The organism is Sphingomonas sanguinis, assembly GCF_001476905.1.
Taxonomy (GTDB): domain Bacteria; phylum Pseudomonadota; class Alphaproteobacteria; order Sphingomonadales; family Sphingomonadaceae; genus Sphingomonas; species Sphingomonas sanguinis_B.
Map to the genome: position 1 here is coordinate 42,334 of NZ_LDTE01000008.1, position 6,953 is coordinate 49,286.

Genomic DNA, 6,953 nt, shown 5'->3' on the forward strand with positions numbered 1-6,953 from the left:
CACGTCTGGCCCCTCGCACCCGATAGGCGTAATGGCAGCCGGATGATCCGTGTCTGTGCCCTTTACCGTTTCGCATCCTTCCCCGACCCTGCCTTACTCCGCGAGCCGCTGCTCGCCGTCGCCGAGGCGAATGGCATTCGTGGCACGCTCCTACTCGCCAGCGAGGGGATCAATGGCACGGTGGCGGGTAGCCATGACGCGATCGAGGCGTTGCTTGCGCATATCCGCACGCTGCCCGGTTGCGCCGATCTGGACTATAAGGACTCGGCCGCCGAGATGATGCCGTTCCACCGGATGAAGGTACGGCTGAAGCGCGAGATCGTGTCGATGGGCGTGGACGGGATCGACCCGACACGCGAAGTCGGCACCTATGTCGCAGGCGAGGCATGGAATGCGCTGATCGCCGATCCCGACACGCTGCTGATCGACACGCGCAACGATTATGAGGTGGCGATCGGCACGTTCGACGGCGCGGTCGATCCGGGGACGAAGAGTTTCCGCGACTTCCCCGATTGGTTCCGCGAGAACCGCGACCAGCTGATGGCGGGCAAGTCGAAGGTCGCGATGTTCTGCACCGGCGGTATCCGCTGCGAGAAGGCGACGGCGTTCCTGAAGGCGGAAGGGGTGGCGGACGTCTTCCACCTCGATGGCGGCATCCTGAAATATCTGGAGACGATGCCCGAGGAGCGGAGTCGCTGGAACGGCGAATGCTTCGTCTTCGATGCGCGCGTGGCGGTGGGACATGGGCTGTCGCCGGGGAGCCACGGGCTGTGCCATGGCTGCCGGATGCCGGTCGGTCCGGAGGACCGCGCCTCGCCGCTCTATGTCGAGGGGGTGAGCTGCCCCGCCTGCCATGGCACGCGCGACGCGGAGCGGCTGGCCGCCTATGCCGAGCGGCACCGGCAGGAGCGGCTGGCGGCGGCGCGCGGAGAGGCGCATGTCGGCGCGCGCTTCCCCGTGCAGGACGAAAGCCGCGACGAACCGCGCGCGCCCTGACGCGCAAACCATCCCCAGGCGGGTGGCAAGCCGGGGCGAACCTGCTACACGAGCCTTCGCAACGTCATGGCCCTCACACCCTCCACCTCGCCCGATACCCCCGAAACGCCGCGTCGCCCGCTCTGGCGCCGCTGGTGGGTCCGGCTGTTCGCCGGGCTCGCGCTGCTAGTGGCGATTGCGGCGGGGGTATTCTGGTTCGTCTTCATGCGCGACCTGCCCTCGGTCGATGCGTTGAAGGCCTATGAGCCGCCGCTGCCCACCCATGTGCGCGGCAATGACGGCACGCCGATCCAGTCCTATGCGCGCGAACGCCGGGTCGAATTGTCGTTCAACGAATATCCACCGCTGCTCGTCCGCGCGTTCCTGGCGGCCGAGGACAAGAGCTTCTTCGAGCATGGCGGCGTCGACTATCCGGGGCTGGCGGGCGCGGTCCTCGACTATGCCAAGAAATGGGGCACCGGGCGGCGCGCGCGCGGCGGGTCGACCATCACCCAGCAGGTCGCCAAGAACCTGCTGATCGGCGACGCCTATTCGCCCACCCGCAAGGTCAAGGAGGCGATCCTCGCCTATAAGATCGAGGATACGCTGACCAAGCAGCAGATCCTGGAGCTGTATCTCAACCAGATCGCGCTGGGGCGGAATGCCTTCGGCGTCGAGGCGGCGGCCCATGCCTATTTCGACAAGGAACTCAACGAGCTGACGCTCGGCCAGATGGCCTATCTGGCGCTGCTGCCCAAGGGGCCCGCCAATTACGACCCCATCCGCCATCCCGACCGCGCGCTGGAGCGCCGGGCCTATGTGCTGCGCGAGATGCTGGCGAACAATTTCATCACCCGCGCGCAATATGACGCGGCGATGGCCGAGCCGCTGGGCACGGTGCTGCGCCGCACGCCCAAATATGCGCAAGTGGGCGGCTATTTCGTCGAGGAGCTGCGCCGCCAGCTGATCAAGCGCTATGGCGAAAAGGCGGAGAGCGGGCCAAACAGCGTCTATGATGGCGGCCTGTGGGTGCGCAGTTCGCTCGACACGCGGCTGCAGGATCTGGCGGCCGAAGCCTTGCGCGATGGCCTGGTCCGGTTCGAGGGCGGGCGCGGCTGGTCCGGGCCGATCCGGCACGAGGATATCGACGGCGATAATTGGCAGCAGGCGCTGCTCAACACCAATATCGGGCTCGACTATCGCGACTGGCGCGCGGGCATCGTCACCGCCAAGGATTCGAGCGAGGCGACGATCGGGTTCGCCAATGGTCGCACCGGCACCCTGCCGCGCAGCCTGGCCGAGATGCCGCGCCGGGGCACGGCGGCCACCGCGTTCAGCGCGTTGAAGGTCGGCGACATCATCGCCGTCTCGCCGGAGGGAAGCCAGTTCGCGCTTCGCTCGGTCCCGCGCATCTCGGGCGGCTTCGTGGTCGAGGAGCCCGCGACGGGCCGCGTGCTGGCGATGCAGGGCGGCTTCGATGCCCGGCTTCAGGCGTTCAACCGCGCGACCCAGGCCGAGCGTCAGCCGGGCTCGACGATCAAGCCGATCGTCTATTCCGCCGCGCTCGACCATGGCATGACGCCCGCCTCGATCATCGTCGACGGGCCGTTCTGTATTGACCAGGGCGCGGGGCTGGGCACCAAATGCTTCCGCAACTTCGGCAATTCCGCCGGCGCGGGGCCGCACACCATGCGCTGGGGCATCGAGCAGTCGCGCAACCTGATGACCGTGCGTACGGCATCGACCGTCGGCATGAAGAATGTCGTGGCGATGATCAAGCAGATGGGGATCGGCGATTTCCCGCCCTATCTCGCCTATGCGCTGGGCGCGGGCGAGACGACGGTGAGCCAGATGGTCAACGCCTATGCGATCCTGGCCAATAACGGGCGCGGCGGCGATCCGACGCTGATCGACTTCGTGCAGGACCGGCACGGCAAGGTGATCTGGCCGGAGAACTGGCACGCCTGCGACCGGTGCAACGCGGCCGATTATGACGGCAAGCCGATGCCCCGCCCGATCAGCCGCCAGCGTCAGGTGATGGACGCGATGACCGCGTACCAGATGGTCCACATCACCGAGGGCGTGGTCCAGCGCGGCACCGCGACCGGCCTGCGCGACCTGAACCGGCCGATGTTCGGCAAGACCGGCACCAATAACGGCCCCACCGATGTTTGGTTCGTCGGCGGCACGCCGCAATTCGTCGGTGGCCTCTATATCGGCTATGACACGCCGCGCTCGCTGGGCGGCTATGCACAGGGTGGGACGATCGCGGTTCCGATCTTCCACCAGTTCGCGCAAAAGGCCTATGAGGGGTTGGACAAGCTGCCCTTCCGCGCCGCGCCCGGCATCCGCATGGTCCGTATCGACCGGGCGAGCGGACGGCCGGTCTATGGCACCTTCCCGACCGGCGACGATCCCAAGCCCGCCGTGATCTGGGAAGCGTTCAAGCCCGAAAGCGAGCCGCGCCGCCGCGCCCGCCGTGCCGAGGCGGCGAGCCCGGCGCCTGCGACGCCCGCCGGTCCGGCCAAGCCCGCGCCCCCACGCGACAGCGATTTCTTGCAAAGGGAAGGCGGAATCTACTAGCCCGCTTTCCATATGAATTTTTCCTTTCCCATCGGGGCGAGGCACGACCGGTTTTTGGAGAATCCCCATGCGCGCTGAAGCGCAGGCTCATGTCGATACGATCAACGAAGCCCTGGAGCTGCTGCGCCGCTTCCTCGACTGGGACCGCGCGCTGCGCCGCCTGGACGAGCTGAACGCGCGCGTCGAGGACCAGGCGCTGTGGAACGATCCCAAGCAGGCGCAAGCCGTGATGCGCGAGCGTCGCCGCCTGGACGAGGCGATCACCGCCACCCGCGCCATCGAGAACGAGCTGTCCGGTACGGTCGAGCTGATCGAGCTGGCCGAGATGGAGGGCGACGAGGAGCTGGAGAAGGAAGCCGTCACCAGCCTGGGCGAGCTGGCCAAGCGGGCCGAGGCCGACAAGGTCAAGGCGCTGCTGGCGGGCGAGGCCGACGCCAACGACACGTACCTCGAAATCAACGCGGGCGCGGGCGGCACCGAGAGCCAGGACTGGGCCGGGATGCTCCAGCGCATGTATACGCGCTGGGCTGAACGGCACGGCATGAAGGTCGAACTGATCGACTATCATGCGGGCGAACAGGCGGGCATCAAGTCGGCGACCCTGCTGGTCAAGGGCGAGAATGCGTACGGCTATGCCAAGGTCGAATCGGGCGTGCACCGGCTGGTGCGGATCAGCCCCTACGACTCGGCCGCGCGGCGCCACACCAGTTTTTCGTCCGTGTGGGTCTATCCGGTGATCGACGACAATATCGAGGTCGAGATCAACGAGAGCGAGCTGCGCATCGACACCTATCGCGCCAGCGGTGCGGGTGGTCAGCACATCAACACGACCGACTCGGCGGTGCGTATCACCCACTTGCCCACCGGCATCGTGGTGCAGTGCCAGAACCAGCGTTCGCAGCACAAGAACAAGGCCGAGGCCTATAACCAGCTGCGCGCCCGCCTGTACGAGCGCGAACTGGCCGAGCGTGAGGCGGCGGCCAATGCGCAGAACGCGACCAAGACCGATATCGGCTGGGGCCACCAGATCCGCTCTTATGTCCTCCAGCCCTATCAGTTGGTGAAGGACCTGCGCACCGGGGTCACCTCGACCGCGCCGGGCGATGTGCTGGACGGCGATCTCGACGCCTTCATGGCCGCGGCCTTGTCGCAGCGCGTGACCGGTGAAGCGGTCGCCGTGGAAGATGTCGATTAAGATGCGCATGCGGGGGGCACGGGCCATCCTGGCGGCGACGCTCGCCATCGCGCTGGGGGGCGCGATATCGGCATGCGACGGATCGAAGCCGCTCATCCCGCACAAGGATGAGGAGGAGGAAAAGATCGGTCCTTTCCCGGCGGCCGATCGCCCGGTCGCCCATGTCGTGTCCGCGCGCTGGTCGAACGAGGACGAGCGCGATCGCCTGCGCGAGGCGGACCAGGTCATGGACCGGGCGGAAATCCGGCCCGGCATGACGGTCGCCGATATCGGCGCGGGCGAGGGTTATTACACCGTCCGCCTGGCGCAGCGTGTCGGCAAGAACGGTCGCGTGCTGGCCGAGGATATCGTCGCCGCCTGGCGCGACCAGCTGGCCGAGCGTGTCTCGCGCGAGCGGCTGGACAATGTCAGCGTCCGTCTGGGACTGCCCGCCGATCCCAAGCTGCCGCCCAGCAGCTTCGACCGGGTGCTCATGGTGCACATGTACCATGAGATCGCGCAGCCCTATGAGTTCCTCTGGCGGCTGTTCCCTGCGCTCAAGCCCGACGGGCTGGTCGTGGTGGTTGACGCCAATCGCCGCACCCGCGCGCACGGCACGCCGCCCGCGCTCCTGAAATGCGAGTTCGCGGCGGTCGGCTTCACCCAGGTGTCGTTTCAGAACATGCCTTCGGCGGGCGGCTATCTGGCGACCTTCCGCGCCACCGGCCCGCGCCCCGAGCCCAGCGCGATCCGGCCGTGCCGGATGAAGGACAATTAGGCAGGCCATGGCGGGCAAAGCGCCCGTCGTCCCTTCTTCCCGAGAACCCTGGCCGGGCAATCGATGAAAAGTCGTCATGACGGTGACGGACTTGAAACATGACAGCTTTGTCATGCATTGATCCTGTGTCGGCTCACGACGGGGCCGGCAGGCCATCGGCCAGAATAGGCCGAGGCACCGCGAGAAGGAGAAGACCATGCATATGCTTTGGATGGCCGGGCTGGCACTCGGCGCGGCGGCCGCGTCCGAGGGCGCGCTGGAACACCAAGTACAGCTGGATCACCATTCGGGGCCCGTCGCGGTCCGCTACAGCGCCGATGTCGGCGTGACCCACAAGCAGATCGGCGCGGTGACCACCGGTGGTCGCCCCTCGACGCTGCGCTGCCTGTGGAGCGCGAACGTCACCGTGCACCGCGAGGCGCGAGGGGCCACCGGCACCACCCTGATGCGCAGCGCCGCGCGCGACGGCGTGATCGAGGGCAGTCGTCCGGGCTGGTGCACCACCCAGCGCGCCGCGATCGCCCAGGAGGTAGCCGCCCGTCGCGACGCGGTGCAGGAGCATCTCCAGGCGGTGGCGCAGGAGGATCATGGTCTGCTCCGCTCCGAGCTGGACAGACTGCATAGCGAGACGCGTACCGGATGATTGATAGCAAGTTGATGTTGGGTGCCCTGCTGGGCGTCATCCTGGCCACGCCGGTCCTCGCGCAGGAGCAGCGGCCCGCCATCGGGGTCGAGCTGAACAGCGACGAGAATCGCCGGGGACTGAGCTGGAGCGGGGGGCGGGTATCGCCCTCCGCCGATATCTTCGCGACGAGCGGTCCGTTCGAGGCGAGCGGCCGGATCGTCGCGTTGCGCGAGTCGGAGCGGCATGGCGGTGCCGGGGTGGTCGGCGACTTGACCCTGGGGGCCAGCACGATGGTCGGCCTGGTGACGGTGCGCGGGCGGGTGACCGGCCATTTGTTCGGCTGCGCGGGCTTCAACGCCGATTATGTCGAGCTGGGCGGTTCGGCCGCTTATACGCTGGGTCCGGTACAGCTGGATGCCGGCGCCGATTACGCCCCGTCGCAAAACGCGATCGGCGGCGACAATCTCTATCTTCACGCAGGCGCGCAGAGCGGCATTCCCGGCACCCCCTGGACCGTTCTCGCCGGGATCGGCCGATCGACCGGCAAGACCGACGATCCGTTCCGCGCCGCACGGCTGCGTCCCGGCGGCGACTATACCGACTGGCGGCTGGGCGTGGAGCATGTGACCGGGCCGGTGACGCTGGGCCTGGACTATGTCGGCACCGATGTGTCGGAACGCGCGGCCTCGGCCTTTATGCTCGCCGATGCACGGCATTCGGGCGACCGGATCGTCGGGCGGGTGCGGTTCGGGTTCTAAAATTCTCTTATCGCTGGCCACGGGCTTGCCCCTCCCGCAGGCGGGAGGGGATGGGGGAGG

At 67.5% G+C, this 6,953-nt stretch carries 6 protein-coding genes; all 6 read left to right on the forward strand.

Features of this window, described 5'->3' with window-relative positions:
- The first annotated feature begins 42 nt into the window (after positions 1-42).
- Entirely contained in the window at positions 43-996 is a 954-nt protein-coding gene (trhO, locus tag SB4_RS02005) for an oxygen-dependent tRNA uridine(34) hydroxylase TrhO (RefSeq protein WP_058751207.1), read from the forward strand.
- Positions 997-1,062: 66 nt separating this feature from the next.
- The gene (locus SB4_RS02010; RefSeq protein WP_058751208.1) at positions 1,063-3,558 is read left to right on the forward strand and encodes a penicillin-binding protein 1A; all 2,496 of its coding nucleotides are present in this window, start codon (positions 1,063-1,065) and stop codon (positions 3,556-3,558) included.
- Positions 3,559-3,625: 67 nt separating this feature from the next.
- Positions 3,626-4,753, forward strand: a complete 1,128-nt coding sequence (prfB, locus tag SB4_RS02015) for a peptide chain release factor 2 (RefSeq protein WP_058733666.1) — start codon at positions 3,626-3,628, stop codon at positions 4,751-4,753.
- A 7-nt stretch (positions 4,754-4,760) separates the two neighbouring features.
- A complete protein-coding gene (locus tag SB4_RS02020; RefSeq protein ID WP_241488445.1) occupies positions 4,761-5,510 on the forward strand; it encodes a class I SAM-dependent methyltransferase in 750 nt (249 codons plus the stop codon).
- A gap of 196 nt (positions 5,511-5,706) precedes the next feature.
- Complete coding sequence (locus SB4_RS02025; protein ID WP_058751210.1) at positions 5,707-6,153, forward strand: hypothetical protein; 447 nt, start codon at positions 5,707-5,709, stop codon at positions 6,151-6,153.
- 14 nt (positions 6,154-6,167) lie between these two features.
- Positions 6,168-6,893 (forward strand): TorF family putative porin, encoded by a 726-nt coding sequence (locus tag SB4_RS02030; RefSeq protein WP_241488447.1) that lies wholly within the window; start codon positions 6,168-6,170, stop codon positions 6,891-6,893.
- Positions 6,894-6,953 lie beyond the last annotated feature (60 nt).

What these genes read in the sequence shown, in the direction of transcription:
- trhO (WP_058751207.1), top strand. Translation starts at nt 43, where the DNA reads ATGATCCGTGTCTGTGCCCTTTACCGTTTCGCATCCTTCCCCGACCCT.
- SB4_RS02010 (WP_058751208.1), top strand. Translation starts at nt 1,063, where the DNA reads ATGGCCCTCACACCCTCCACCTCGCCCGATACCCCCGAAACGCCGCGT.
- prfB (WP_058733666.1), top strand. Translation starts at nt 3,626, where the DNA reads ATGCGCGCTGAAGCGCAGGCTCATGTCGATACGATCAACGAAGCCCTG.
- SB4_RS02020 (WP_241488445.1), top strand. Translation starts at nt 4,761, where the DNA reads ATGCGGGGGGCACGGGCCATCCTGGCGGCGACGCTCGCCATCGCGCTG.
- SB4_RS02025 (WP_058751210.1), top strand. Translation starts at nt 5,707, where the DNA reads ATGCATATGCTTTGGATGGCCGGGCTGGCACTCGGCGCGGCGGCCGCG.
- SB4_RS02030 (WP_241488447.1), top strand. Translation starts at nt 6,168, where the DNA reads ATGTTGGGTGCCCTGCTGGGCGTCATCCTGGCCACGCCGGTCCTCGCG.